This is a genomic window from Buttiauxella izardii (genome assembly GCF_003601925.1).
Taxonomy (GTDB): Bacteria; Pseudomonadota; Gammaproteobacteria; order Enterobacterales; family Enterobacteriaceae; genus Buttiauxella; species Buttiauxella izardii.
Window position 1 is genome coordinate 33,021 of sequence record NZ_QZWH01000014.1, and the last position, 25,466, is coordinate 58,486.

Consider the following 25,466-nt stretch of genomic DNA (forward strand, 5'->3'; position numbering starts at 1 on the left):
TTACAGTATAAACGCCGCCATAAATCGTTTCGCCTGAACACGCGTAGTTTCAACACTCTGCCCGGCGCGGTACAAATCCCCGCCCAGCCCTGCTCCCGCGCAGCCGGCCTGTAAATATTCCCCAATATTTTCTGGCGTCACGCCGCCAACCGCCAGCACTGGCACGGTTGGCGGCAACACGGCTTTTAGCGCCGCAATATAAGCGGGGCCAAATGCCGATGACGGGAATATTTTCAGGCACTGAGCGCCCGCATCCAGCGCGCTAAACGCTTCACTTGCCGTGGCGCAACCTGCGCATACCAGCATTCCGGCATCGACTGCCCGGCGTATCACCGTCGGGTTGGTATTCGGCGTAACCACCAGTTTGGCTCCCGCTTGCGCCAGGAAATCGACCTGCTCTTCATTCAGCACCGTTCCCGCGCCGATACAGGCTTGTTCGCCATAAAAGCTGACCATTTGCGGAATGCTCTGTTGCCAGTCGGGTGAGTTAAGCGGGATTTCGATATAGCGGAACCCTTCTTCAACCAGCGCGCCAACGTGGGCGCTGGCTTCATGCGGGTGAATGCCCCGTAGAATGGCAATTAACGGTTTAGCGTCTTGCATCGATAATGCTCCTTATTCCTTGCTGGAAGGCGGCATCGCCTGCAATTTCCTGGCTGCCGATATTCACTTTTGCCAGCGCCCGGCGATAACGGCGACACAGCGATTCATTGCCGACCAACGTGACATGTTTAACGGCGAGTTCATGGCTCATCGCGGCGACTTCCGCGCCAATCAGCAAACCCGAAAGCCATTCGCTCACGCACTCTGGCGGCAAATCGCCCAGAACGCGCGACGCACGGGCTTCGAATAAACGACTCACCAGCGATGGCGAATCCAGCCCGCACTGCAGGCCGGTATTAAACGCTGCCTCATCATCATGCTGCTCTGGCAGGCCTTTGCCGATAAGCGAATGATTCATCAGCAGATGATGTAATTCCCCGGTCATCGCCGTGGTAAAACCGCTCACTGAACCTTCGTGAATCTGCACCCATTTGCTGTGCGTGCCGGGCATCACGTAACAATCAGCGGGAGCGAGTTGCATGGCTCCAATAAGCTGTGTCTCCTCGCCACGCATCACGTTGCGTGCCATTTTCAGCCCCGGCACAATCCACACCTGCGGCGCGACTTCAAAGAGTTGAGCACCAATCTCATGTAGCGTGACCGGGCAAGGCAGGTATGGCACGGTCTGCCACCCCGCATCGCTGCCTATCATTCCCGCCATAATCACAGGAATATCCTGCGCACTGCGCCACAGTTGGATGAACTGCTCAAATACCTGGCGCGGCGTTTGCTCGGTTAACCGGCTCACACCCAGTGGCTGTTGCAGGCTGTCCACGCATTGCCCATCGCGATACAACCAGGCGCGCAAATGCGTGGAGCCCCAATCAATAGCGATATAACTGGCATTCATCGTGCGTTCCCCGTTGCACGTTTGCCCAACGGAACCGGTACGGCTTCCGGTTGGTTTTCGCGTTCACGCGTGATCATCTCCAGTGCTTCTTCGCGGCTCATTTTGCTGGCGGGAGTCAGCAGCGTCACCACCACCGAAAGCACCAGGCTGGTCAACACTGACGGCACACATGGATTGCCCCAGAAGGCCATCCAGCTGTCATTTGTCAGCAGCACCATCGAGGTTCCCGCGCCGCCGAGAAGCGCTGCCAGCGCACCTTGCCAGTTAAAGCGCGTCCAGAAACGGCCCAGAATCGAGCAGATAAACATGCCGGACATGATCATGGAGATCATTTTGGTGATGTAGCTAATGATGTCGTTCGAGGTCAGTGCGAACAGCAGCGCCAGACCAATCACCAGCACCAGGAAAATACGCGACATACGAATCGCTTTTTCAGGCGCAGGCATATGGCCGGTAATTAAGGTGTATAAATCGCGCAGCACGATAGACACCGCAGCAATCGCATCCGAGCTTCCCGAGGACATGTTCGCCGACATCCCGGCAATCAATACCAGCATCGCCAGCATGGGCGGCAGCACTTGTGTCGCAAACAAGAAAGCAAAACCGCTGTTCTCAAGCGCCGGGTTCATGGTGTACGCCGCCATGCCAATGATCGCGGGCAGGAAAGAGAATCCAAGATATAACAGGCCAGTAATGACAAACGATTTACGCACCGTGCCAACCGATTTAGCGGAGTAAATCCGCTGGCGATAAGAAGGCGTTGCCAGCACGCCGACACCAATCACCATAGCCAGCGAGAACGCAGGTAATACGCCTAATTTATCCACAGCAAACAGACTTTGCGCCGCTGGGTCTACAGCCTCCTGAATATGGCTCCAGCCCCCGACATGGTGAACCGCCAATACCGCCATCAGGATAAACCCGCCAAACAGAATCAATGACTGTACGGTATCAATCCATACCACGGCGGAATATCCCCCGATGCCGACATAAACAATAAAGGCCGCAGCAATAATAATTTTCGCCGTATTAATATCGATTCCACTGGCCCAGGCAAGATATAAACCGCCACCCAGAATATGCGCGCCGAGCCAGCCAATAGAAGCGATGAATATTAATATTGCCACCACGTTCTTAATAATTTTACTGCCACCGGTATAATAAGATATTTCTTCGCTCATGGTCATAAAGCGCATTTTACGCACTGGCGCAAATAACCAGGCCACCAGCAAAATACCCACTGCACCACCAAGGCCATATAGCATACCCGCCCAACCGTTGGTGTAGCCAAAACCCACCGCACCCACGCTTGAACCGGTGCCCACCATGGTGCCGACGGTTGAACCCAGCGTTAAAATTAATGGCATTGAACGGCCACCTAATAAAAAGTCATCGCCATTTTTTTGGTGGCGGGAGACATACCAGCCGAGAACAATCATCGCGCAGGCATATATCGCAAACCAAATCAGAAAAGACATATTATTCATGGCTCACTCCCAGGTTAATAATAAAGATGAAATTAGCCGCCTGAAAAAAGATACAGGAAACCCGTTGGCACGTTATATGAGAGGTGCCTGAATATATTTAATTTAATTTTTGATGAGGAGTTTTCGCCCTCACCCTAACCCTCTCCCCCAGGAGAGGGGACCGATCTTTTCTACCTATCCATGAGACGGGACCGTTCTTTTCGCCCTCTCCAGGGGGAGAGGGCCGGGGTGAGGGTGGCCTTAGCGATCGGCCCGATAGCAGGTCAAATCGACTTCCACTTTGCAATCAACAACCAAATCCGCCACGCAACAAACGCGCGCTGGCGGATGTTCGGAAAAGAATTCAGCGAACACTTTGTTAAACGACTGGAAATAACGCGCATCCGTCAGGAAAACTTTTACGTGAACCACATCAGCCAGCGTGTAACCCGCATCCTGCATGATGTCGACACAGTTCTGAATCGCCAGGCGCGACTGCTCGATAATGCCGCCTTCCACCACTTCGCCGTCTTTCATCGGCGTCTGGCCGGAAACATACAACCAACCGCCCGCTTCCACCGCTTTGGCGAAAGGCAACTTCTGCCCGCCCGTTCCGGTGCTGCCACCCACTCCATAACGTTTAATGCTCATAAATTCTCCTTAATAATTCACCTCGCCCTCAGGGAGAGGGCCAGGGTGAAGGTTGTTTTTACCGGCGCAAAAACCGCCCGGCACGACCAATCACTTGTTTATCCCGACCGTAGCTCATCACACCGTTAACCATCACGGCTTCAATACCGGCTGCGGGCTGCTGCGGGTGGCTAAAACTTGCCACATCACGCACGGTTTCAGGGTCAAACATCACTAAATCTGCAAAGTAGCCACACTTCACCAGCCCGCGCTCAGCAAGCTGGAAACGCGCCGCCGACATCCCCGTCATCTTATGCACCGCTACCGTCAGCGGGAATAATTTCTCGTCGCGGCTGTAATGCCCCAACACGCGCGGGAATGCGCCCCACAAGCGCGGATGCGGCATCGGGTCGTTCGGCAAACCGTCTGAACCGACCATCGTCACCGGGTAACTTAACACGCGGCGCACATCCTGCTCGTCCATGTTGTAGTAAATCGCCCCGGCGGGCATCAGCAATTTTCCGGCCTCAACCAGCGTCATCGCCCAGCTTTCCGCGATTTGCTTGAGCGATTGCCCGGCGACTTCAGGATGCGGTTCCGACCACGTAATAATGATGTCGAAATCTTCGGTAATCTGTTTCAAATCCAGCGTCGAAGAGCTGGCGGAATACGGGTAGCAATCGCAGGAAACATCCTGCTGCTGGCGCACTTTATCGAATAATTTCAACGTCTCGACTGTGCGACCCCAGTTCTTCGCCCCGGCACATTTATGGTGCGAAACCACCACCGGAACTTTGCCGTGGCGGCCAATGCTGAATGCTTCGTCAAGCGCGTCCAGAATCGGTTCAAATTCAGAGCGCAAATGTGTGGTGTAAATCCCTTTTCCGGCGGCTAACTCTTCCGCCAGCGCCATCACTTCTTCAGTGGTGGAATGGAATGCCGTGGCGTAAGCCAGGCCGGTACTCAAACCCAGCCCGCCTTGTTCCAGCGCCAGGCGGAGCTGCTCGCGCATCGCGCTAATTTCGTCGGGTGTGGCGGCGCGGAATAAATCGTCCATATGATTATTGCGCAGCGCGGTATGACCAATCAGCGTGCCGACATTCACGGCGGGTTTCGCCTGCTCCACCGCTTCGGCGTAAGCCGCAACCGTTGGATAAACAAACTGTTCTGCCTCACCAAGCAAATTCATCGGGTCTGGCACCGCGCCTTTCATGGTCGCTGTTGCGGCACTGATCCCACAATTGCCAACAATCACCGTGGTAATGCCCTGGCTAATTTTCGGCAAGTATTCCGGCATCCGAATCACGTTAATGTCATCGTGGGTGTGCACGTCGATAAAACCAGGAGCCAGCACGCGGCCTGTACCGTCGATTTCATGATGTGCAGATTCGCTAATCGACGGTGCGATTTGCGCAATCCTTTCGCCTTGCACCGCCACATCAGCGCGATACTGCGCGCCCCCGCTTCCATCAATGACGGTGACATTTTTAAACAAATAGTCGAACTTCATGGCTTCCTGACCCCCGTTGTGTTCTGGGCTAAAGTTAACCATTTACAAGCGCAAAAAACAGTGGAAGACTACACAAAATACATATGAAATTATGATACTTTTATTCAACGCAAAGATCACACAAAGTAATTTTTCATAATTATCAATAGATTAAAACTGATACCCAGTCTGAAAGAAAAGCCAACCCCAAAGGAATAATGTTATGAAATACCAGAAAAGTAACATCGTCCCACATAAATCTGCCTCGCTATTCACCCCGGCGAACATCCTTAATGAAGACGTATGCCTGCCTGCTGCGGTTATCAAAAAAGCTGCGCTTGAGAACAATATCCAGTGGATGCAGCGTTACGCTGATACGCGCGGTGTCTCGCTGGCACCGCACGGCAAAACTACCATGACGCCGTGGATTTTCCAGCAGCAACAGCAAGCGGGAGCCTGGGCGATTGGCGTCGGTAGCGCCTGGCAAGCCAGCATCGCGATGGTCAGCGGCATCAAGCGCGTGTTGATGGTTAACCAGTTGGTTGGCAAAGCGAATATGCAGTTGGTTTCGCAGCTAAAAGCACAATACCCAGACGTTGATTACCTGTGTTGTGTCGACAGCGTTGCCAACGCAAAAACCCTTTCCGCGTTCTTTGCCGCACAAAACCAACAGCTCGATATTTTGATTGAACTGGGCGTGCCGGGTGGCCGTTGCGGTTGCCGCACCGCCGAGCAAGCGCTGGCGTTAGCCGAAGAAATCTCTCGCCTTCCAGCGCTGCGTTTACGCGGGCTGGAGCTTTATGAAGGCGTGCTGCATGGCGAAAACCCGCAGCCGAAAGTCGAAGCATTACTGCGTGATGCCGCAGCACTCGCCTGCAAACTGGAGCGTTACGTCGACGGGGAATTTATCCTCACCGGCGCGGGTTCCGTCTGGTATGACGTGGTGTGTAACGTCTGGCTGGAAGCGCAAAAACCGGCAAACTGCCGCGTGGTGATTCGCCCTGGCTGTTACATCACTCATGATGCGGGGATTTATCAGGAAGCGCAGGAGGAATTAATGGCACGCGACAAAACAGCCTGCGATTTAGGTGGGGATTTGGCTTCCGCGCTGGAGCTGGTTGCGATGGTGCAATCGGTGCCAGAAAGCGACCGGGCGATTGTGAACTTCGGCAAACGCGACAGCGCCTTTGATGCCGGATTACCGCAACCTGTTGCGCATTATCGTGCGGGGAAAGCCCTGGCAAACGCCGCTGAAACTATCGAAACCACGGGCATTATGGACCAGCACGCGATGCTTAAACTCAAACCGGGCGCTGACGTGCAGGTAGGAGATATTCTGGTGTTCAGCACTTCGCATCCGTGCCTGACATTCGACAAATGGAAAGCGCTGTATCTGGTGGACGATGAATACCAGGTTCTGGAAACCTTAGAAACCGCGTTTTAACCCGTCAGAACCCCTGTCGGATGGCGCAAGCTTATCCGACCTACAAAATCAATGGGATTGTAGGTCGGATTAGCTTGCGACATCCGACAATATTGCCAACAACTCAGCTATCAATCCCTTCGCACAGCAAATCAATCACTAACAACGCCCCGTAGCGCGTGTCTTTAAGCGGCAGATGAATATCTTCGCGATGGATAAACGCACCCACTTCCTGGCCGATAATCACTAACTCAGCCCCCAGCCGACGCGCCTGATGCGACGCCGCAATCAGCGAATTTTCTGGCGCACTCCCGGCGAAAATCACCAACACCTGCCCTTTCCCTAACATTGAAGCAGTGATACCCATCATCGCTCCATCCTGGCAAATATTGGCCGGATAACCCTGAGTCAGCAGGCGATATTGCAGCAGGCTGGCAAAGGGCGTATCGGCCGCGCTGGCGCTAAAAATATGCACCGCCTTCGCCTGCTTTAACCGTGCAATCGCCTGGTTCATCGCGGAGGGCAGCAGATCGCACAACTGGGAATTTAACGCATGTTGCACATTGCCCAGTTTGTCGCGCCACGGAGCTGGCATATCGCCCGCAGAAACCGGCGTGGTGGCCTGCGCCAGTTTCATGCGCAAATCACGAATATCGTCGCAGCCAGCGGCTCGGGCAAAACGGGTGATCGTCGCTGGGCTGACGCCTGCCGCCGTCGCGAGCTGGTCGATGGTTGCAGAAGCCGCAAACGAGACATCTTCAAGAATGGTCTGCGCGACGCGCGATTCCTGCTGGCTGAAGTCATTCAGGCGGCTGCGGATCTGGCCGAGAATATCGCTGCTACTTTCGCGCCCGATAGAGTGCGAAAAGCGCTCGAGTATTTCGCTACCCACTCCGGCATTTTTAGCCAGTGCTTGCAGAGCGCGAGGATCCATCCACGCCGCATCACCCAGTATCGGCGCGGCTGGCGTTTGCAGGCTGCTCTCCTGCTGTTGGTGGCGCACCTGGCCGATAAAATCATTGATATCGTCACAGCCAATGCTCCTGGCGAAGTGCTGCAATGTTGCCGGGCTAACACCGGCTTTGGCTGCCAGCTCTTCCATCGTCGCATCCGGGATCTGCGCGAAATTGTCGAGGAAAAAGCGCGCAAGACGCGATTCTTGCGCAGGTAGACCCGATAACCCATGCACCAGTTGGTAAACAATATCCATAACAGAAGGTGTCCTAATGTCGGCAGTGACGACTCGTTAAAGGCATCATAAATTATTGAAATTATTTTTCAATCTATCCAACCAGATGAGGGTGTTTTCATCCCATAACTCGCCCGTTAGATCCATTATTCTTATACAGATCACATTTTCAGCCTGCTGTACCTTGCCTGATCAATTATCCAACTGCGATCACACTCATGAAAATAATTTTCACACATGCTAATTAAAACAGCTAATGTGTGAAATATGTTTTCAAACGAGAGGATTGTTGTAATGAAAAAAATCATGTTGTGTTGCGCTGCGGGAATGTCCACCAGCATGCTGGTGCAGAAAATGCGTGCTGAAGCGGCAAAGCGTTCAATGGATGTCGAAATCGAAGCGTTCCCGGTAGCAGAAATTGAAAACCAACTTCAACACGCCGATGTGGTACTGCTCGGCCCGCAAGTGCAGTTTGAATTACAACGCCTGACCGAACTTTCGACCCCGCGGGGCTTGCCTGTCGCGGTGATAGACATGATGGATTACGGCACCATGCGCGGCGATCGCGTGCTGGATAAAGCCATTCAACTGATGGCCTGAGGCCCGCGGAGAGCAGCATGAAAATTACCGTTGTTGGTGGGGGAAGCAGTTACACCCCGGAATTGATTGAAGGTTTGATTGAGCGCCACGCTTCGCTGCCAATGGCGGAACTGGCACTGGTGGATGTCGAAGCCGGTCGCCAGAAAGTTGATATTATCGCCGCTCTCGCTCGCCGTATGCTCGATCGCAATGGCCTGGAAGCGGTAAAAGTCTCGGTGCATTTTGATGCTAACGAGGCGATAAAAGGCTCCAGTTTTGTCTTAACGCAATTGCGCGTCGGGCAACTTCCCGCTCGCGCTGCCGATGAGCGCCTCGGTTTAAGCCATAAACTGCTGGGCCAGGAAACCACCGGCGTAGGCGGTTTTGCCAAAGCGCTGCGCACCATTCCGGTGATGATGGATATTGCGAAACGCGTGGAACGCCTGGCTCCCGATGCGTGGATTATCAACTTCACCAATCCGGCTGGTATTGTGACCGAAGCGGTATCACGCTACAGCAAGGCCAAAATTATCGGCCTGTGTAATGTGCCCGTCACCATGCATCACACGATTGCCGATATGCTGAAACTGCCTCACGAGAGAGTTTCGCTCCGTTTTGCGGGCCTGAATCATATGGTTTGGGTACATAAAGTGCTAGCTGACGGGCGCGATGCCACCGATGAAGTAATCGAAATGCTGTGCGATGGCGAGCAGCTTTCCATGAACAATATTAAAGCGATTCCGTGGCCTGCGGATTTGCTGCGCGCCCTGCGTGCGATTCCCTGCCCATATCACCGCTATTTCTGGCAAACCCGCACCATGCTCGAAGATGAACTGGCCGACGCCGACACCAAAGGCACCCGCGCCGAGCAGGTGATGAAAGTGGAGGAGTCGCTATTCAAACTGTACGCCGACCCTAATCTGGACAAAAAACCGGAAGAACTCAGCCAGCGCGGCGGTTCGTTCTATTCCGAAGTCGCGGTGCAATTGATTAACGCGCTGCACAACAATCTCGGCGTTGAAATGGTGGTCAACACCGCCAATAACGGCGCAATTCAGGGCTTGCCGGACGATGCGGTAATCGAAACTAATTGCCTGATTGATGCCCTGGGCGCGCATCCTCTGGCCTTTGGTAAATTACCGCTGCTGATGAATGGCCTGACGCAACAAGTGAAAGATTTTGAACGCCTGACCATCGAAGCGGCGGTTCACGGCGATAAGCAAAAAGCGTTGCTGGCGTTGGTCGCAAACCCGCTGGTGGCAGATGTGAATCTGGCTCAAACGTTAGTCGACGAAGTATTAAGCATTAACAAAGCGTGGTTACCGCAGTTCAATCAGTAATGGCTTTTCACCAAATATAAAAACAATACCCGGCGTAAATCCTGCGCCGGAAAGGGGGTGTCTGTGTCTGTGAGTAAATCTATTATCGAAAAATACGTGCTGCCTACCGCGCTTAAAATCGCCGGGCAAAAGCACGTTCTGTCGGTACGTGACGGTATCATTCTGAATATGCCGTTTATGCTTATCGGCTCGTTTTTCCTGATTTTTGCCTATCTTCCGGTGCCCGGTTACGGGCAGATGATGACCAACTTGTTCGGCCCAACGTGGCAGGAAAAGGTGCTCTACCCGGTTAAAGCGACTTACGACATCATGGCGCTCATCTCCGCCTTTGGTATCGCGTATCGCCTGGCAGAAAAATACCGCACTATCGACCCGCTAACCGCAGGCGCAGTGTCTTTGGTCGCTTTTGTGATGACCATTCCACAGCATATTATGTTTACTCCGGCAGCAGGTGGCGCAGCACAACTGGTGAAAGGCGTGATGCCTATGGGCCAGATTGGCAGTCAGGGGCTGTTCGTCGCGATTATTATCGCCCTGCTCTCCACCGAAATTTATCGCTTCATTCACAACCGCAACCTGGTTATCCGTATGCCAGAAGGCGTGCCGCCTGCGGTGGCAAAATCGTTCCTGGCACTGATTCCTGGCTTCTGTGTTTTAGCGGTGGTTCTGGCGCTGCGCCTGTTGGTTGAAGCCACTCCGTTTGGCGACATCAACACAATGATTACCGATCTGGTCGGCATTCCGATGAGCCATGTAGGCGGCTCCTTGCCAGGGATGATTATCTCGGTATTGCTGATTGGGATTTTGTGGATGCTGGGCCTGCACGGCGACACCATCGTGCTGGTGTTTATCCGCCCGGTCTGGCTGAGCAACATGTCTGAAAACCTCGAAGCGTTTCAGAATGGCCTGCCGATTCCGCACATTATCACGCAGCAATTTTACGACTTGTGGATTGCCCCTGGCGGCACCGGCGCGTTGTTAGGCCTGGTGATATTTATGATTATCCGCAGCCGCAGTGCGCAGATGAAACAGCTCGGTAAAATCGCCGCCCCAGGCAGCCTGTTTAACATCAGCGAACCGATGGTGTTCGGCATTCCCATCGTCATGAACCCGTATCTGGTGGTGCCGTTTATTCTGACACCCGTGGTATTGGTGATTGTTTCTTACATCGCGATGACCACTGGACTGGTGGCAAAACCTGCGGGGATCGCCCTGCCATTTACCACGCCAATTGTGGTCAGCGGATACCTTGCAACGGGCGGGCATATTTCAGGTTCGATACTGCAAATTGTGAACCTCGGGATTTCGCTGGTGATGTATTACCCGTTCTTCCGCATCTGGGATAACCTGAAATATCGCGAAGAACAGGCGAGTAAATCACAGAAAGAAGCGGCGGTTACGCCGGTGACTGAGCAGATTACGTCTTAATAAAATTGATCAATCGCCGGATAAGAAATCACAACTTTTATCCGGCGAGTGATTTAAGCCACTGCGTCATCTGAATTAAATTCGATGTGGATCCGCTCATAGGGCAGCGAAATTTTCTCTCCACTTTTGTTAATCACCCCACCACTCAGCAACGCCTGAACATCGTTATAAACGCCACGAAAATCACGATTCACTAGTCGCGCCAACTCACGGATAGAGACAGGTTCAGCCCCTTCCATGGTTTTAATTATTTGCCAACGATTTGGTGCCAGCATGGTTTTTGCGAGCTGTTCGACGGTAGGAAATATCAGTTCCGCACTGACAATGCTTCCGGACATTGCCCGCGCAGCCTCTATTTTTGCCAACTGAAAGGCCTCATTTATTGTCATCACCCGAACGGTTAACGTTCTCATTTTTACCTCCTCAGAAGGTTAATTTCAGCCTGAAAACTGTCGATAAGATTTTCAATGGTGGTAAACGTCACCGGAAATTCTTGTCCGCTGAAATGCTTGTGGTCGCCTTTGCCCCGCTCGTTGTCGTAACGCAAAACGCACTCATCGTTAACGATGTAAGCCAAACTGTATTTGTACTGATGAGCGCTGCCTAATATCGAGGGGTCGACCAACAGTATCCGCAGCATTGCAAAAGCATTTTCCGCAATATGTATCCTTAAATGCAGCAGTTCGGTCGCTGGCATGAAATCTGTCCTTAGTGATGTAAACACTAACATCAATCTTAGAGTGATGAATAGAGTTACATCTTAGAACGAGATTATTTTTTTATGCGCACACCGTTACTGAGTTGCGAGGAGGCTTCCTGATTTTCATCCGACGGCTAAATTTCCATATAACCCAAACGCCTACGCGCCCGGAACGCGGGTTTTAATATCGCCTTCGCCATCGCTTCGCCCATTTCGGCACTCACCGTCAGCCCCTGCACGAAAGGTTTATCGTGCATCAGATACGGCAATGCGCCAAACGCGATACGCCCGCGAACACTGGCGGGTTCGAGCAAGGTGTAGTCGTTGCCGACTTCGGGAATGTCATCGCCGGTGGTTTCGAGTTGTTGGCGTAATGAAGGGAATGGCAAGTCTTTGGTCTTTAGCGGCTTTTGTCCGCGAGCATCAATAAATATTTCAAACTCGTAGACGTTTTCGTCAGTCGAAATCACCGTCTGGTGCTCGTTGATCTCAAGCTTATAATCTTGCCCGAGGGCGAGAATGCTGATGATCCCAGCTTCACGCAAGGCCAGTAATCGGCGAATAGATTGCGAGGGGATCGCCGCGTAATTGTCGATAAACACCCGCGCAAGCCCGGCGCTGAAGCGTTTGCTGTCCTGCTCAGAAAGATGCGGAACAATCTCCTGCACCACTTCGTGTAAGCGCAAAATGGTGTACCGCCACGGCACAGTTTTACGGTCGCGTTTGTTGCGTTCAACTTCTCGCAGGTTTGATTCCGCCCAGCGGAACGGGCCGTGTGCTTTGCGGTCGGCAAACCAGGCCTCGGTAAAACTTTCCACATTGAGTGAGTTTAGGGAAATGCGTTTGCTCCATGCCGGATCGGCAAGTTCAATTTCCTCAACCATCAGGCTAAACACCCGGTCGAGCAGGCCTTCTTCGCCGCGAGCAATTTCGTTTTCAATCGCCTGTTCCGTCACCACGGACAGCGGTTCATAGGGAATCGGGCAGTAGAAATCAGCCTCCGGCAGAATGCCGGAACGGGACATCAATGTGATACTCAGCCCCTCGCAACCCTTATCAAGCCTGAATTCGACACGATCTTCGTCGGTTTCGAAAAATTCGCCATGCTGAATCACCACTGCCATGGCCGCATCAATACCGCTCAGAGACGTGCCCATAATGCCGACTTTGCTGGCCGGGATTTTCGCTTCCATCAACCCGGACCACGGGCTTGGGAAGTACGTCCGCGCCGCAGGATCTTCTTCCGGCCAGACGTGCCCGGTGGCAATCACCGCAAGCTCAAAAAGCTCTGAAACCGGACTTTCCTCCACCCACAGCCTGACACCTTCTGGCGTCACTTCCAGGTCGGTGACCTGGCAAGATTCATGCACCTGAATATCAAAGCCCTGTTTTTTGGCTTGCTCAACTAACTGCAAAAATTGGTCGCGGAAATATTCACCCAACAAAATGCGCGGCAGAAATTGCCGGACATGCAATGACGAATGCTCAACGCCATAACGCGCCAGATAGCCTTCGCTTTGGCTTCTAAGCCAGTCGATATAGGTCGAAAATATGGGGGGGATTTCGATACTGGCGATATTCGCCAGCATCATTCGCGAGTTATCTTCATCGCTGTACGGCATGCCGACCCCCGCTTCACGGGCTTGTTCGTAAACCGCAATAGACAGAGGTTCGTTGTTTTTAAGAAGGGAGTAAAAGGTATAAATCCCCGTTGGCCCCGCACCGATAATCGCTACCTTTTTCATCTAACCTCACCCTTTTTATTCACCACATTCCTGGTTTAAGAATAGGTTCACTCGAGGATTTCTGACAACTTATCGGCAGCATAAACATCAATGTATTCAGTCGGTTCTTATTTTCCCCACCTGCTTACGAATATGCTGCTGCAACACCGCCAGCATACTCGCACCGGACAAACCAATCATCAGCGCGCCGTTCACCGCTTCCAGCGGGCCGAGCAGTTTCCATTTTGCACTCATCACAATATCGCCATAACCCAGCGTGGCGAAGTTGACGCCCGAGTGATACACCGCCTCATGCAGGTTGGAAAACTCTCCCAGCCACAGGAACAACACGCCCCACAGCATGATTTGCAGCAGGTTTCCCATCAACACGATAGTGATAATGCCGAACAGCGCCAGCACGCCCACCCACATACCTTCGCGCTGATGAAAGTGTTTGATATAAAAACGAATGCTCCACACCGCCACCCACGATTGCAGCAGCATATTACACAGAATGACGGGCATTCCCGTTAGCAAAACCAGCAGCATTTCATTCTCCACGGACGCTTAGGGCGACCGCATCTCACCGAGCATCTTGCCCGCGCAAGGTTGGGCCAGATGGGCCTTGATTCACCCACGCCATGAAGATTTGATAACCGATGGACAGTAGCGTCGCACCGATAAACATCCCGAGAATGCCGTTGGTTGCCATTCCGCCCAGCGCTCCAAGCAGCACCACCGGCATTGGCACATCAACACCGCGCCCCAGCAACATCGGTTTGAGCACGTTGTCTGCCATCCCAGCGACAATCAGCAAGATGGTATAGACGACGTTCATCGCCGTTCCGTGGTCGCCCGTCATCCACATAATGGCGATAGCCGGGCCGGTGACGAGAATCACCGGAACCTGGGCAATCCCCAGAATCAACGCAAGGACAAAGAAAACCCCCACCGCCGGGATGCCCGCGATAGCCATCACAATCCCGGCCAGCAAGGCCTGGATAAACGCCACTCCGATAACTCCCATCGCCACCGCGCGAATGGTGCCGGTGCACAGGCGGGTCAGCGCCGGGCCTCGGCTTTCATCAGTAATACGCGTGGCGATACTGGTGGCGCTCACGGCACCCGCAGCGCCATAAGCCATCATCACTCCCGCGACAATAAACGAGAAAACAAAACCAATAATGCCGCCGCTCATACTGGCCAGAATAGTCAGCACATGGCGCATGATTTCCCCGATTTGCGGGCCGTAGCTTTTCACTAAAGCGGGCAAATCCGTCGAGGCTTTCAACCACACGACATAGATTTTTTCGCCGACAACGGGGATCACCATGACACGGTCTGAAGGCGGTGGGATCACCAGGCTGTCGTGGGTTATTTTGCTAATCAGCACGCTCACGCTATCGCCCAAAGAAGTAATCATGGCAATAGTCGGTAACACGATGAGTAATACGCCCAGCAGCACCAGAACGGTTGCCGCCAGGCCTTGTTTATTGCCCATGCGCGAAGCAAAACTCTGATGCAGCGGATATAACGTCACCGCCAGAATAAGCGCCCACAGCAGCATATTCATAAACGGTGAGATAACGGTAAAACAGAAAGAGGCCAGGGCGAGGATTAGACCAAACTTGATAAACATGTCGAGAAAGCGGGCAACCAGTCTTTTCTCGGCCAGGACAGGATCGTTAATTTCCATGGTGACGTTATTCCAGGTGGTTGTGACAATCGTAAGTATCCGGGCTCAGCGTAAAATACGTAGCCTGGGAATAATCCCGTACTCCATTAGATTCAATAATCAGACAGCAGCAAAAATCGCAGCGCATATTCAATGTGTAGCCCATATCAAAGCAATTTATTTTTTATTTAATAAAAAACGATATTTTTATAAAGCCATGCGGGCTCGTTGTTTGTGGCTGATTAATGACTAAAAAAGGCACAAATGGTCCCTTCCTTAAAGTGGCAAGAAACAGTTCTGTGAACCATAGTCTAGGAGTAAGGAAAACATTTATCTTCCATAATCACAGATGAGGTTCGTCATGAAGATAGCTAAGGGCATGTTGGTAGCATTAACGTTAGGTGCAGTATCGTTCAGTGCTTTATCGGCTGAGCTGTTGACGAAAGAAGCGTACAACGATCATAAAGATCAGTACGTAAAAGTGGGAACCATCACCACTTCGGGTGAAACGGCTCCAAGTGATGCCAAAGAAGAACTCTCTAAAAAAGCAGATGAGCTTGGCGGGCAATTTTACGTTGTGACCTCAGCGGATACTGAGAACAAGATTCACGGCACCGCAGACGTTTACAAGAAAAAATAAGCGCAACACCGCTAACCAAACTGACTAATAAAGAATGAGCAACGCTGTTGCTCATTCTGTTCTCCATCAAAGCTAAGTCGCATTCTTCCCCGTAAATACCCTATACTTTGCCATCCTGGCTATTTGATATTTCTGATTGATATACCTAAATATGTATATATCAACCCGCTTTAGAATTGTGATTCACCTTTGTGCGTTTCTGGTAGTTCTATACAGTTTGACCATGATCCCGCCCATGTTGCTGGCTTTAGTCGAAAAAGAACGCAGTCTGTTTGGCTTTCTTTATACCTTTATCATCACTTTTACTCTTGGAAGCTTGTGCTGGGTGATGACCGGCAAGTCCAATATTCAGCTCGAAACTCGCGATGGATTTATCATCATCGTCATGTTTTGGCTGCTGTTTTCGGTGATCAGCGCCATGCCGCTGTGGCTTGATGACAGCTATAACGTCTCTTTAGCAGATGCCATATTTGAAGGGGTTTCGGGGATAACCACCACCGGAGCGACTGTTTTCAATGATGTTGGCCATTTGCCCAAGTCGATTCTTTATTATCGCGCGCAGCTCAACTTCGTCGGTGGCCTCGGTGTCATCGTGCTGGCAGTTGCCGTGCTACCGCTGCTCGGTATTGGGGGCATGAAACTTTATCAGTCCGAAATGCCTGGGCCATTTAAAGAAGAGCGTCTCACCCCACGCCTCGCGGATACCGCCAAAAGCCTGTGGCTGACTTATTTACTGCTCGGCGGCGCATGTACTATTGCGTACAAGCTCGCAGGAATGCCGTTCTTCGATGCGCTTTGCCACGGCCTTTCTACCGTCTCATTAGGCGGATTTTCGACGCGAACAGAAAGCATCGGCTTTTATGACAGTTACGCCATCGAACTGGTCGCTGGGGCATTTTCATTGCTCTCCGCCATCAACTTCACGCTCTATTTTGTCGCCCTCGCGCGGCGTAGCATCAAACCGTTCCTGAAAAGTGCCGAGCTAAAGTTCTTCCTGTTAGTCGCAAGCGTGGTGATTTTAATCATCACACTCGAAGTCTGGCGCGCCGGGATGTACGCGCTGCCCGCTTCTTTCGTTCACGCCTTTTTTCTCACCAGCTCAATGATTACCGACAACGGGCTGTCGACCAGCGATTACGCCTCCTGGCCGGTACACACCATCGTCCTGCTGCTATCGGCCAGTTTCTTTGGCGGCTGCGTAGGGTCTACGTGCGGCGGGATCAAAGCGCTGCGTTTCCTGGTGTTATTCAAACAGACTCGCCATGAAGTCCATCAACTTGCCCACCCACGCGCGATTATGAGTATCCGCATCGGCAATTCGCCGGTGAACGACCGGGTATTACGCTCGGTGTGGAGCTTTTTCTTTCTCTACGTGGTGTGCACGATCTTTTTTATCTGGATGCTGAATTTACAGGGCTATGACTTATTAACTTCCTTCGCCACCGTCGCCGCCTGTATTAATAATATGGGGTTAGGTTTTGGCGAAACGGCGGCGGGTTTTGGGACGTTAAGTGACAGTGCGAAATATTTAATGTGCGCGGCGATGTTATTAGGACGACTTGAGATTTATCCCGTATTGATTTTGTTTTCCAGGACGTTCTGGCGGAGTTAATTATCAGACAGAACGGGCATAAATGGTGGATGACGCTGCCCGTTCTGGGGTAGCTCGGATAAGCGCCAGCGTCATCCGACAAAACTACACGCTCAATTTCCCCCAAACCAAATTGCCTTTATGGAACGTCGCGGTGCGTGGCGAAATCCGCGCCACGGCTTCGGCAGAACAGGACGCGTCCACCAGCACAAAGCTCGCTTCATCCTGCGCTTTCGGCCACACGCGCTCGCCTTTGTCATTGAGTGGCAGCACATTTCCGGTGGCAATCGCCAGCGAGCGTGACAGGTTCAGCTCGCTCACACGCATGTAGAGTTGCGCGTACAAATTGGCTTTTTCCAGCATGTCGCCCAGGCCATACGGCGACCAGTGGTCAATCACACTGTCGGTGCCGGTCATCACAAACACGCCCTTTTCTTGTAGCTGCTTGAGCGGCATATGCATCGTGCCAATCGGAACCGTGGAGGCGATGGTGATTTGCTGCGCCGCCATGCGGGTGGCGATGGCGTCGACTTCTTGCTCGTTCATCATCGCCAGGGCAAAAGCGTGGCTGATGGTGACTTTGCCTTTCAGCTCCGGGGTTTTCTCCACCGTTTCCACCATGTAATTGACCGCCGCAATGCCCGCCGGGCTGGTTTCGTGCAGGTGAATATCGACGCCTTTTTTGTAGTCGATAGCAATCTGGAACATGGTATCGAGCGACTTTTCCATTGCGCCGTCAACGTTGGTTGGATCCAGCCCGCCAACATAGTGAGCGCCTGCTTGCATCGCGTCGCGCATCAGTTGAACGGAGTTCGAGTGCAGCAAACCGTGCTGTGGGAACGCGACGATTTCACAGCTAAAACCAGCTTTACGGCGCTCTAATACCGCCTGCAAATTTTCAAGGTTTTTCAGCCCGGAAACCGGCTCCACGTTGCAATGGCTGCGGGCAATGGTCGAGCCTTTCGACTGAATCAAATCAATCAGTTTTTCAGCCCGCTCCTGCGTGACAGGTTGCAGCTCAGGCAAGAGTTTTTGCTCGAGGGCAATCATATCCAGAATGGTGGTTCCCGCCGGGCGGTTATGCACGCGCCAGGGGCCGCCATAGAAGGTTTTATCGAGGTGAATATGCATGTCGCGCATCGCGGGCAGCAGCAATTTCCCGGCGGCGTCATAATGGGCCAGCGTGGCGTCCGGATGCTGTTTATTTGCGAGCAACGCCGCAATTTTGCCGTCTTTAATCTCAAGCGTTTGCAGCTCGGTTTGGGTGCCGACAATGTTTTGCCCGTCGCGTGCAAAACCGGATTCCAGCAGCACGTTATCGAGATAGTAATGGGATTCTTTAATGGCGCTCATGCGGTTGTCCGTTTCACAGGCGATGGAAGCTGGTTTCGCAGCATACGCCATCGAGCCTGTCGCGCCAAAGAGTGCGCAGGCCGCCGCGACTTTACCGCCGCCGCTCAGAAATTCACGGCGGCTTTTTTCTGCATTATTCATCGAGTTCTCCCACTCTTAATCATTCACAATATGCGTGCCCGTTTCGCCACGCAGGGCGGCGGGCAACTTTTCCGGGGTGGTGATAATCACGCGTTTGCCGCCGTTGCGCAGGAACGCAAGGCTGGCGGTAATTTTTGGCAACATGCTGCCTGGCGGGAAGTGGCCTTCTTCGCTATACAGCGCCATTTGTGTGACGGTGACTTCATCGAGGGCGCGTTGCTCAGGCTTGCCAAAGTGAATACACACTTTCTCAACACCAGTAGTTATCACCAGAATGTCAGCATTCACTTCGCGGGCCAGCAGCGCCGTAGAGAGATCTTTGTCGATAACCGCATCGACACTTTGGTAGTCGCCCTGCTCGCTACGAACCACCGGAATCCCGCCGCCGCCCGCGCCAATCACCACAAAACCTTGTTTGATTAGCGTGCTGATGGCATCGGCTTCGACAATGCGTTTCGGTTCTGGCGAGGCAACTACACGGCGATATCCGCGCCCGGAGTCTTCGATAAACTGCCAGTCCGGGTGCGCGGCTTTCAGCGCTTCGCACTGCTGCTCGCTAAAGAACGCGCCAATCGGTTTGGTCGGGTTGGTGAAGTTGGGATCGTTTTTATCCACTTCAACCTGGGTAATCACGGTGACAGCTTTTTTGTCGCCGCATTTTCCGAGGCGGTTGTTCAGCGCCTGCTGGATTAAATAGCCGATGCCGCCTTGAGTATCGGCCACGCAGTTCGCCAGCGGCGTGAGCGGTAAGCCTTCTTTCTCATGGGCGATTTCCGCACGGCGCAGATCGAGTCCGACCTGCGGGCCGTTGCCGTGAGTCAGCACAATGTCGTAGTCCGACGAGAGCATTTCCAGCACCGTTTGCGCGACTTCTTTGACTGCGATTTGCTGATGTTCAACCGACTGGCTGGCGTTATCTTTGATGATGCTGTTGCCGCCAATCGCCACAACCACGAGCTGTTTCATTGTTTTTATCCTTGTAGGGTACGGACGCCCTCACCCCGGCCCTCTCCCCCAGGAGAGGGAGAACACCGGACAATCCCCTCACCCCAGGAGAGGGAGAATACCGGACAGTCCCCTCTCCCCAGGAGAGGGAAAACACCGGACAATCCCCTCCCCCCTGGGGAGGGGGAACACCGGACAGTCCCCTCTCCCCTGGGGACGGAGAACACCGGACAGTCCCCTCTCCCATGGGGACGGAGAACACCGGACAGTCCCCTCTCCCCTGGGAGAGGGTTAGGGTGAGGGGGGAAACTTATACCGAAGTCGCAACCTCAGAAGCCGCTTCACGGCGGTCGAGCACATGCTTCACCACAAACATCGCGCCCATCATCAAATACGCCGTCACAAACATCAGCGAACTGCCCTGCGCAAAGCCGACCATTGGCGCGTGAATCACGCCAAACAACGCCAGCAATGCGCCGACTGCCGCGGCTACTGCGCCACGTAACGGCTTGTTGATAATCGCGAATATCGCCACGCAACCCCACAACATGCTGGCGAGCGGTGCGCCGTTCCCCAAATGCACCAGACCTTGATAAAACACGCCTTTGTGCGCCAGCGCTTCCGGGCCGATTTTCGCAGCCGTTGTGCCCGCCGCCGCCATCACGCTGTTCACCATGGTCAGCGCCCAGTTGGCAATCCACGGGAACAGGCAGATGAAGATCACCGGCACCTCGATTTTCGGCGTTTCGCGCACCACCTGGTTGGCGGTCACCACGCCGATAAACACCAGAATCGGCACAATCGCGGTCATCGGAATAATGGCGAGCATGAACGCCCCAAGCCCGAACAGCGGCACGATAAACATTGTCACGCCCGACGCCAGCGTGTAACCGATGCTTGCGCCCATTGCTTTCCAGCCCGCGTGGCCGACGTACACCGTCACCGGGAACGGGTTGCCCATCAGGCAGCCGAGCGTAGAGGCCAGGCCGTTGGTCAGCATCACTTTGCGAGTGTTGTATTCGTCACCCGCCGCGTGGGCGCTTTCGATGTTTTCCAGGTCAAAAATGTAGTTCGCCAGCCCCAACGGAACCGCTGACGCCAGATACGGCAGCGCGTGCGGCAAGCCTTGCAGGAAGCTATCCACATGAATCGACGGCGGGTTAAAGCCGAATGACGACATCGACGCTTTAATCGCTTCCGGGCTTTGCAGGCCAGAAATCCACGCCAGCGCCGTACCCGCCACCAGCAGCAATAAGCCAGTAGGAATACGGGCAAAAATCGGCTTTTTGCCAAACCAGTTAATGAAGATAAGCAGCAAAACGATGAAAGAAACCGTCGGCGCTTCAAACGCTTGCAGCATCGGGTTCATCGCCAGCAGCAACAAACCTAAGCCCGACAAACACGACAGCAGAACGGTACGCGGGATCATCTTGCGGATGGTTTCGCCGAGGAACGAACCGCCCACCAGAATCATCGCTTCAACAAAGCACCACACCAGGCCAATCTGGATCGCAAACTCGGCGTCGCCCGTTTGCTGGTAGACCGGCATCAGCACCAAAAACGTGACGGTAAAAATGGACGGCGCGCTTGGCCCGGAAGGCAGCGCGGTCACATCTTTGCGCCCAGTTTCTTTTGCCAGTTGCAGGCCAAACCAGGCGTAGCAAACGCTCGCCACCAGCACCGCCATCCCGAAGGCTGGCGCAATACGCCCATAAACAATCTCAGTCGGGATCCCCACCACAAAAATGAGTAACCCCATCATGGTCAGCAAGTTAGTCAAGTTGTTGGTCATCAACCCGAAATATGCCGCCCAGTCACCGCGTTTCCATTCAAGCTTTACGTTTGTCATCGGGTGTTTCCCTTAGAAAGAGTAACGCTCACCAAAGGCGAGCAGAGCCTTCTCAAAACATTCGAACGGCGGATGGACAATTCCGGCGCCAATCATGCCGATACCCGCGTCTTTGTGGGCAATGGCGGTGTTGATCACCGGCAAAATGCCGCTGTTGCCGACGCGTGTGATATCAATCGCGGTCGGGATCCCCATAAACGAGAGCAGCGGAATGGTGACGTTCGGGTTTTCACCGAGGGTGATTTCGCGCATCTGGCGTGAGAAATCAACAGCTTCGTCCACGGTGCCGCCCACCAGCGCCACAATCGCCGGAGCCGTCGCCATCGCAAAACCGCCGATGCCGTAGGTTTCGGTGATTGCGCTGTCGCCGATATCCAGCCCGGAATCTGCCGGTTTGTAGCCAGCAAACATTGGGCCGATCACCTGCTGCGCCGGGCCGGTAAACCACTGCCCCGGCAAGCCGCTAACCCGCAGGCCAAACTCCACGCCGTTACGCGCCATCGTCGTCACCACGGTGCTGTATTCGATGCCGTGCGCCGCGTCCATCGCCGCTTTGCACATCGCCATCCATGTCGGGCCGGAGAAGTAATCACTGCTGGCGACAAAATCGAACACTTCTTTTTGCTGTGCGACGGTGAACCTGGTCTGGATAATCCACGGCGTCAGCGCCTGAATCAGCAGCGTGGTGCCTGCGTTGTTGCGGTTATGGCACTCGTCGCCCATATGCAGCGCCTGCGCCAGCATCAAACGTAAATCGATTTCCCCTGCGAGCTTCATCGCATCGCGCAACATTGGGCCGAGCACATCGCGCATCCAAATCAAACGGTCGATCACGCTCTGGTCGTTGGCCCCCATGCGCAGGATTTTCGCCATTTGCTCGCTGAGGTTGGTGTATGCGCGGTTGCCGTAGGTTTTGTTTTCGACGATATGCATGAACATCGAGGCGGATGTCACGCCCGCCATCGAACCTACGCAGTCGTGCTCGTGGCACGGCGAGAAGATAATTTCGCCCGACGCGGCAAGCTGCGCGGCTTCATCAATGTTCGCCGCCAGCCCTTCAAACACCAGCGCCCCGGTGACGGCGCCTTTCATCGCGCCGCACATGTTTTCCCAGGCAACCGGCGGCCCGGCGTGCAAAATAGTGTTGCGCGTCATGCCCGGCACCACGTTAATCGCCTGGTCGTAACCGATTAAAACCGGCTGCGACTGGATAATGCGCTCGACGGCCAGTTGGTTGGCAGCCGCGACTTTTTCGGCAAGCCCTGTTGCGGCAATGGAATCCAGCGCGTTCACCACGGCCAGATTGCCCTGCCCCGGCGGCGTCCAGTCCAGTTGCGTGACGGGAACACTCTGCTTTTTCAAATCATCGCTAAACAGCGCAATGCCGACGTTAATCACGTTCAGCGGTTGGTTAAACAGGCTCATTGTGCTTTCTCCTTGCAAACAAATTCACGCGCCAGCAGGCCGGTGTTGGTGCTGCTACTTGCCCAAATCACTCCGGCATCGGTCAACATCTGGCATTGCTGCGCCAGATTTGGCGTGTCCAAATCTGTGCCCAGCACGTAGCCGAGAATTTCGAGGTTGCGGGAATCGCAGGCGGCAATGGCTTTGGCTTCTTTGATGGCGTCGAGCATCACGCCGACCGGGTTTTCGTGAGAGCCGTAACCGAGCACGAAATCCATCACGATCACGCCCACTTCCGGGTCGCGCGCTTCTTGCAGCAGGCGGCTGATGCGGTTGGTCGGGTCAATCATTGGGTGCGGTTTGCCGTTGGTGAAATCGTCATCGCCAAAATCGAGGAAGGTGTGAGCGACGCTAACGTTCACGTCTTTCAGGCGATATTCCGGGTTCGGCTGGATATTGCTGTAAACGTCGGGGTGTTTTTCCAGTGCCGCGAACATCGCTTCATCGCACAGCGTGCCGCCGCAGAACAGCGCACGAATGTACTTCTGCTCAGGTTTCAGGCGGGCGCGAACTTCTTCGATAAGCGGCCAGTTCAGCGGGTGTAAATCCAGCGACTCTTTTTTGATGCCGGTGAGCAACACGGCTTTCAGCGCCGCTTCTTTGGTGGCGCGGGCAAACTGCAAGCCCGGTTCGTCGGGACGCGTTTCGCCGTTCCCGAGGAAACAGACAACCACCGGTTTGCGGCAAGCCTGCGCGCGCTCCAGCACTTTGCGGGCAACGGAGTCGGCTGGCGGTTTGGAAATCAGCACGATCACTTCGGTTTGCGCGTCAGCTTCCAGCATGGCGATAGCGTCGAGCATCATGATGCCGCCGATTTTCTCGCTTAAATCACGCCCGCCAGTGCCGATGAGCTGAGAAATACCGCCGCCAAATTCGTGAATGCGCACGCTGAGTTCCTGGCTGCCGGTGCCGGATGCGCCGACGATGCCGATGGAACCGCGACGCACTTCGTTGGCAAAGCATAAACCTGCGCCATTAATAATCGCGGTGCCGCAGTCCGGCCCCATCATTAACAGCCCTTTGCTGTGGGCGAGTTGCTTGAGGGCCAGTTCGTCATCAAGAGAAACGTTGTCGGAAAACAGCATTACGTTGAGGTCGTTTTCCAGCGCCTGACGGGCTTCACGGGCCGCAAATGCGCCGTTGACTGAAATCACCGCGAGGTTGCTTTCCGGGATGTTGTGATGTGCGCTGGCAAGGGTGGCGTAGCGGGCTTCGTGGCGTGAGCCGCCGTTGTCTTTGCGCGTGAAGAATCCTTCGATGGAGGCAAGCGTGGCCTCGTTTGCCGCCTCGCTCGCCCCTTTGATGACAATCATCAGGTCGCCGTTTTTGGCCTGCTCGAGTTCGTCGTTTAACAAGCCGAGGTTTTTCAGCACCCCTTTGTTCATCTCGGTCGCCATCGCGACGAACGCCTGTTCCACGCCTTCAAGCTGGTTGGCTTTGGTTGAAATAGACATCAATGAGACAGAATCAAAGTAGGTATTCTTTTTAATGATAATCCTGGTCGACATAATTCCCTCCGTTATTTCGGGTCAAAGCGAAGGCGTCCGCCATGCCGCAAAGCATGTCGCTGCCCGAACTCGATCCTATTTTTTTAATTTCGCGAATCGACTGCTGAATATGATTTAATTCACCCGTCACGACCCGTTCAATAAAGCGATAAATCGTTTCACGATAGCGTTGTTCAATGGCTTCACGCAGCGTAATCGCACTTAACAGCGTGGTTTTATGTTTTTCTTTCTCCAGCACAGAAATAAAACATTCGCGATATTTCACTGCGGAATGCCCGGCAATAAATAAAATGGCACTTAAGCCTGCCAGATAATCATCACCCGTCGGCGTTAAACCGATCCCTAAACCTAATAATCCACTTATTTCATTTTCAATCGCGCTGCGATTCCCTGTGCGTAACGCGGAAATTAGCTGAACCCGATGGAGTTGTAGCAAGCGACTCATTTCCTGATAAAAAATATTATCGCCATGGTAATAAAATAATGATTCGCTTTGTTCCACGCTGGCCCACGTTATTTGCGCGAGAGTTTGCCAGTCGGTTTGGTTTATTCGTTCCTGCGTTAAATAAAGGGCATCCGGTTGCCAGCGTGTACAACGCGAGAAATCAATGCGTTTGTCGGTGCCAATCTCAATGCCGCTTTGATGAAAACTCACCCGTTCGCCGGGCTTAAAAAGATTCTGGCAATGCTCAAGTGCTAAACGGCAGCTATTGGGGGCGTTATCACAGTCGGTACTGAGCAGGGTTAAAATCTGTTGCCTTGCGGGAAGGTGAATATTCACCGCTCGGGAAAAAACCTGCTCGATATAACCGTCTGTAACTTCTGATAATTCATGCGCATAAAAGGCGCTATCTGCCGTTTGAGCAAAGAGGCACTGCC

General features: G+C 53.5%; 23 protein-coding genes. 6 read left to right on the forward strand and 17 right to left on the reverse strand.

Annotation, left to right across the window (positions count from 1 at the left end):
• The 5 genes from D6029_RS08140 to D6029_RS08160 all read right to left on the reverse strand — a co-directional run bounded on the left by D6029_RS08140 (position 1) and on the right by D6029_RS08160 (position 5,059).
• Positions 1-603 carry a 2-dehydro-3-deoxy-6-phosphogalactonate aldolase gene (locus D6029_RS08140; RefSeq protein WP_120064296.1) on the reverse strand — a complete coding sequence of 201 codons (603 nt, stop codon included), beginning with the start codon at positions 601-603 and terminating at the stop codon, positions 1-3.
• Positions 590-1,453 (reverse strand): 2-dehydro-3-deoxygalactonokinase, encoded by an 864-nt coding sequence (locus D6029_RS08145; RefSeq protein ID WP_120064297.1) that lies wholly within the window; start codon positions 1,451-1,453, stop codon positions 590-592. The genes D6029_RS08140 and D6029_RS08145 overlap by 14 nt, the downstream gene beginning before the upstream one ends.
• Positions 1,450-2,940, reverse strand: a complete 1,491-nt coding sequence (locus D6029_RS08150; RefSeq protein ID WP_120064298.1) for a sodium:solute symporter family protein — start codon at positions 2,938-2,940, stop codon at positions 1,450-1,452. Before D6029_RS08150 ends, D6029_RS08145 begins: the two co-directional genes overlap by 4 nt.
• Positions 2,941-3,180: 240 nt before the next feature.
• Positions 3,181-3,570, reverse strand: coding sequence for a RidA family protein (locus D6029_RS08155; protein ID WP_120064299.1), 390 nt, complete (start codon positions 3,568-3,570; stop codon positions 3,181-3,183).
• Positions 3,571-3,628: 58 nt separating this feature from the next.
• On the reverse strand, positions 3,629-5,059 hold the full coding sequence (locus D6029_RS08160) for an N-acyl-D-amino-acid deacylase family protein (protein ID WP_120064300.1): 1,431 nt from the start codon (positions 5,057-5,059) through the stop codon (positions 3,629-3,631).
• 202 nt (positions 5,060-5,261) lie between these two features.
• Between D6029_RS08160 and D6029_RS08165 the strand changes: the two genes are divergently transcribed.
• A complete protein-coding gene (locus tag D6029_RS08165) occupies positions 5,262-6,482 on the forward strand; it encodes an amino acid deaminase (RefSeq protein WP_120064301.1) in 1,221 nt (406 codons plus the stop codon).
• A gap of 103 nt (positions 6,483-6,585) precedes the next feature.
• On the opposite strand, the gene D6029_RS08170 is transcribed toward D6029_RS08165, so the two are convergent.
• Entirely contained in the window at positions 6,586-7,671 is a 1,086-nt protein-coding gene (locus tag D6029_RS08170) for a MurR/RpiR family transcriptional regulator (protein WP_120064302.1), read from the reverse strand.
• A gap of 273 nt (positions 7,672-7,944) precedes the next feature.
• Here D6029_RS08170 and D6029_RS08175 point away from each other — a divergent pair, with 273 nt between their 5' ends.
• The 3 genes from D6029_RS08175 (at position 7,945) to celB (ending at position 10,997) form a co-directional block, all read left to right on the forward strand.
• The gene (locus tag D6029_RS08175; protein ID WP_120064303.1) at positions 7,945-8,250 is read left to right on the forward strand and encodes a PTS sugar transporter subunit IIB; all 306 of its coding nucleotides are present in this window, start codon (positions 7,945-7,947) and stop codon (positions 8,248-8,250) included.
• 17 nt (positions 8,251-8,267) lie between these two features.
• A complete protein-coding gene (locus tag D6029_RS08180; protein WP_120064304.1) occupies positions 8,268-9,569 on the forward strand; it encodes a 6-phospho-beta-glucosidase in 1,302 nt (433 codons plus the stop codon).
• Between the two features lie 69 nt (positions 9,570-9,638).
• Complete coding sequence (gene celB, locus D6029_RS08185; RefSeq protein WP_120064331.1) at positions 9,639-10,997, forward strand: PTS cellobiose transporter subunit IIC; 1,359 nt, start codon at positions 9,639-9,641, stop codon at positions 10,995-10,997.
• Between the two features lie 53 nt (positions 10,998-11,050).
• Here celB and D6029_RS08190 read toward each other — a convergent pair whose 3' ends face one another.
• The 5 genes from D6029_RS08190 to D6029_RS08210 form a co-directional block, all read right to left on the reverse strand.
• On the reverse strand, positions 11,051-11,410 hold the full coding sequence (locus D6029_RS08190) for an HVO_A0114 family putative DNA-binding protein (RefSeq protein ID WP_120064305.1): 360 nt from the start codon (positions 11,408-11,410) through the stop codon (positions 11,051-11,053).
• 2 nt (positions 11,411-11,412) lie between these two features.
• On the reverse strand, positions 11,413-11,694 hold the full coding sequence (locus tag D6029_RS08195) for a toxin-antitoxin system TumE family protein (RefSeq protein ID WP_115630261.1): 282 nt from the start codon (positions 11,692-11,694) through the stop codon (positions 11,413-11,415).
• Between the two features lie 137 nt (positions 11,695-11,831).
• Complete coding sequence (locus D6029_RS08200) at positions 11,832-13,442, reverse strand: FAD-NAD(P)-binding protein (protein WP_120064306.1); 1,611 nt, start codon at positions 13,440-13,442, stop codon at positions 11,832-11,834.
• A 96-nt stretch (positions 13,443-13,538) separates the two neighbouring features.
• On the reverse strand, positions 13,539-13,970 hold the full coding sequence (locus D6029_RS08205; RefSeq protein WP_120064307.1) for an ion channel: 432 nt from the start codon (positions 13,968-13,970) through the stop codon (positions 13,539-13,541).
• A 34-nt stretch (positions 13,971-14,004) separates the two neighbouring features.
• Positions 14,005-15,117, reverse strand: coding sequence for an AI-2E family transporter (locus tag D6029_RS08210; RefSeq protein ID WP_120064308.1), 1,113 nt, complete (start codon positions 15,115-15,117; stop codon positions 14,005-14,007).
• Between the two features lie 340 nt (positions 15,118-15,457).
• Between D6029_RS08210 and yahO the strand changes: the two genes are divergently transcribed.
• Together yahO and D6029_RS08225 are read left to right on the forward strand one after the other, a co-directional pair.
• Positions 15,458-15,736: a DUF1471 family periplasmic protein YahO gene (yahO, locus tag D6029_RS08220; RefSeq protein WP_120064332.1), complete on the forward strand. Its 279-nt coding sequence runs from the start codon at positions 15,458-15,460 to the stop codon at positions 15,734-15,736.
• Between the two features lie 151 nt (positions 15,737-15,887).
• The gene (locus D6029_RS08225) at positions 15,888-17,348 is read left to right on the forward strand and encodes a TrkH family potassium uptake protein (RefSeq protein ID WP_120064310.1); all 1,461 of its coding nucleotides are present in this window, start codon (positions 15,888-15,890) and stop codon (positions 17,346-17,348) included.
• An 84-nt stretch (positions 17,349-17,432) separates the two neighbouring features.
• On the opposite strand, the gene D6029_RS08230 is transcribed toward D6029_RS08225, so the two are convergent.
• The 6 genes from D6029_RS08230 to D6029_RS08255 form a co-directional block, all read right to left on the reverse strand.
• Entirely contained in the window at positions 17,433-18,821 is a 1,389-nt protein-coding gene (locus tag D6029_RS08230; protein WP_120064311.1) for an amidohydrolase family protein, read from the reverse strand.
• Between the two features lie 15 nt (positions 18,822-18,836).
• Positions 18,837-19,787, reverse strand: a complete 951-nt coding sequence (locus D6029_RS08235; RefSeq protein WP_120064312.1) for a carbamate kinase family protein — start codon at positions 19,785-19,787, stop codon at positions 18,837-18,839.
• 289 nt (positions 19,788-20,076) lie between these two features.
• Positions 20,077-21,615: a xanthine permease gene (locus D6029_RS08240; protein WP_120064313.1), complete on the reverse strand. Its 1,539-nt coding sequence runs from the start codon at positions 21,613-21,615 to the stop codon at positions 20,077-20,079.
• Positions 21,616-21,627: 12 nt separating this feature from the next.
• The gene (locus D6029_RS08245) at positions 21,628-23,040 is read right to left on the reverse strand and encodes a YlbE family protein (protein ID WP_120064314.1); all 1,413 of its coding nucleotides are present in this window, start codon (positions 23,038-23,040) and stop codon (positions 21,628-21,630) included.
• Positions 23,037-24,587, reverse strand: a complete 1,551-nt coding sequence (gene fdrA, locus D6029_RS08250; RefSeq protein WP_120064315.1) for an acyl-CoA synthetase FdrA — start codon at positions 24,585-24,587, stop codon at positions 23,037-23,039. The genes D6029_RS08245 and fdrA overlap by 4 nt, the downstream gene beginning before the upstream one ends.
• Positions 24,565-25,242, reverse strand: a complete 678-nt coding sequence (locus D6029_RS08255; RefSeq protein ID WP_244212388.1) for an oxamate carbamoyltransferase subunit AllH family protein — start codon at positions 25,240-25,242, stop codon at positions 24,565-24,567. Before D6029_RS08255 ends, fdrA begins: the two co-directional genes overlap by 23 nt.
• Positions 25,243-25,466: the final 224 nt, after the last annotated feature.

Bases quoted from the DNA above. Each gene is read 5' to 3' on its own strand.
- D6029_RS08140 (WP_120064296.1), bottom strand. From the start codon at position 603: ATGCAAGACGCTAAACCGTTAATTGCCATTCTACGGGGCATTCACCCG.
- D6029_RS08145 (WP_120064297.1), bottom strand. From the start codon at position 1,453: ATGAATGCCAGTTATATCGCTATTGATTGGGGCTCCACGCATTTGCGC.
- D6029_RS08150 (WP_120064298.1), bottom strand. From the start codon at position 2,940: ATGAATAATATGTCTTTTCTGATTTGGTTTGCGATATATGCCTGCGCG.
- D6029_RS08155 (WP_120064299.1), bottom strand. From the start codon at position 3,570: ATGAGCATTAAACGTTATGGAGTGGGTGGCAGCACCGGAACGGGCGGG.
- D6029_RS08160 (WP_120064300.1), bottom strand. From the start codon at position 5,059: ATGAAGTTCGACTATTTGTTTAAAAATGTCACCGTCATTGATGGAAGC.
- D6029_RS08165 (WP_120064301.1), top strand. From the start codon at position 5,262: ATGAAATACCAGAAAAGTAACATCGTCCCACATAAATCTGCCTCGCTA.
- D6029_RS08170 (WP_120064302.1), bottom strand. From the start codon at position 7,671: ATGGATATTGTTTACCAACTGGTGCATGGGTTATCGGGTCTACCTGCG.
- D6029_RS08175 (WP_120064303.1), top strand. From the start codon at position 7,945: ATGAAAAAAATCATGTTGTGTTGCGCTGCGGGAATGTCCACCAGCATG.
- D6029_RS08180 (WP_120064304.1), top strand. From the start codon at position 8,268: ATGAAAATTACCGTTGTTGGTGGGGGAAGCAGTTACACCCCGGAATTG.
- D6029_RS08190 (WP_120064305.1), bottom strand. From the start codon at position 11,410: ATGAGAACGTTAACCGTTCGGGTGATGACAATAAATGAGGCCTTTCAG.
- D6029_RS08195 (WP_115630261.1), bottom strand. From the start codon at position 11,694: ATGCCAGCGACCGAACTGCTGCATTTAAGGATACATATTGCGGAAAAT.
- D6029_RS08200 (WP_120064306.1), bottom strand. From the start codon at position 13,442: ATGAAAAAGGTAGCGATTATCGGTGCGGGGCCAACGGGGATTTATACC.
- D6029_RS08205 (WP_120064307.1), bottom strand. From the start codon at position 13,970: ATGCTGCTGGTTTTGCTAACGGGAATGCCCGTCATTCTGTGTAATATG.
- D6029_RS08210 (WP_120064308.1), bottom strand. From the start codon at position 15,117: ATGGAAATTAACGATCCTGTCCTGGCCGAGAAAAGACTGGTTGCCCGC.
- yahO (WP_120064332.1), top strand. From the start codon at position 15,458: ATGAAGATAGCTAAGGGCATGTTGGTAGCATTAACGTTAGGTGCAGTA.
- D6029_RS08225 (WP_120064310.1), top strand. From the start codon at position 15,888: ATGTATATATCAACCCGCTTTAGAATTGTGATTCACCTTTGTGCGTTT.
- D6029_RS08230 (WP_120064311.1), bottom strand. From the start codon at position 18,821: ATGAATAATGCAGAAAAAAGCCGCCGTGAATTTCTGAGCGGCGGCGGT.
- D6029_RS08235 (WP_120064312.1), bottom strand. From the start codon at position 19,787: ATGAAACAGCTCGTGGTTGTGGCGATTGGCGGCAACAGCATCATCAAA.
- D6029_RS08240 (WP_120064313.1), bottom strand. From the start codon at position 21,615: ATGACAAACGTAAAGCTTGAATGGAAACGCGGTGACTGGGCGGCATAT.
- D6029_RS08245 (WP_120064314.1), bottom strand. From the start codon at position 23,040: ATGAGCCTGTTTAACCAACCGCTGAACGTGATTAACGTCGGCATTGCG.
- fdrA (WP_120064315.1), bottom strand. From the start codon at position 24,587: ATGTCGACCAGGATTATCATTAAAAAGAATACCTACTTTGATTCTGTC.